This window comes from Blastococcus sp. CCUG 61487 (assembly GCF_005222955.1).
Classification (GTDB): domain Bacteria; phylum Actinomycetota; class Actinomycetes; order Mycobacteriales; family Geodermatophilaceae; genus Blastococcus.
Genome location: NZ_LWUA01000181.1, coordinates 1 through 306, shown reverse-complemented (window position 1 = coordinate 306; position 306 = coordinate 1). Strand labels below are relative to the sequence as shown.

Sequence of the window (306 nt, the reverse complement as noted above, 5' to 3'; positions counted from 1 at the left end):
TGCCCCCCGCACCACACCGGCCCGCACCGCACCGCGGCCGCACCTCAGCCTGGTCACCCCGCTGCCGACCCGTCCGCGGCGCACGCCCCGGACCGCGCTGCGGCACCGGCGGGCTCCGTTCGTGCTGCTCATGGTCGCGCTGATCGCCGGTGCCGCGGTGGGCCTGCTGGTCCTCAACACCGCCATCGCCGTCGACTCGCTGGAGGCCACCCGGCTGCGGGCGGACAACACCCTGCGCGCCCAGGAGGTGCAGCGCCTGGAGCAGCGGGTCATCGACGGCAACACCCCGGCCGCGATCGCCGCGGC

1 protein-coding gene is annotated in these 306 nt (G+C 77.1%); it reads left to right on the top strand.

Annotation, left to right across the window (positions count from 1 at the left end):
- Positions 1 to 306: hypothetical protein (locus A6V29_RS20880; RefSeq protein ID WP_212719203.1), on the top strand; the 306-nt coding region annotated here is incomplete at both ends.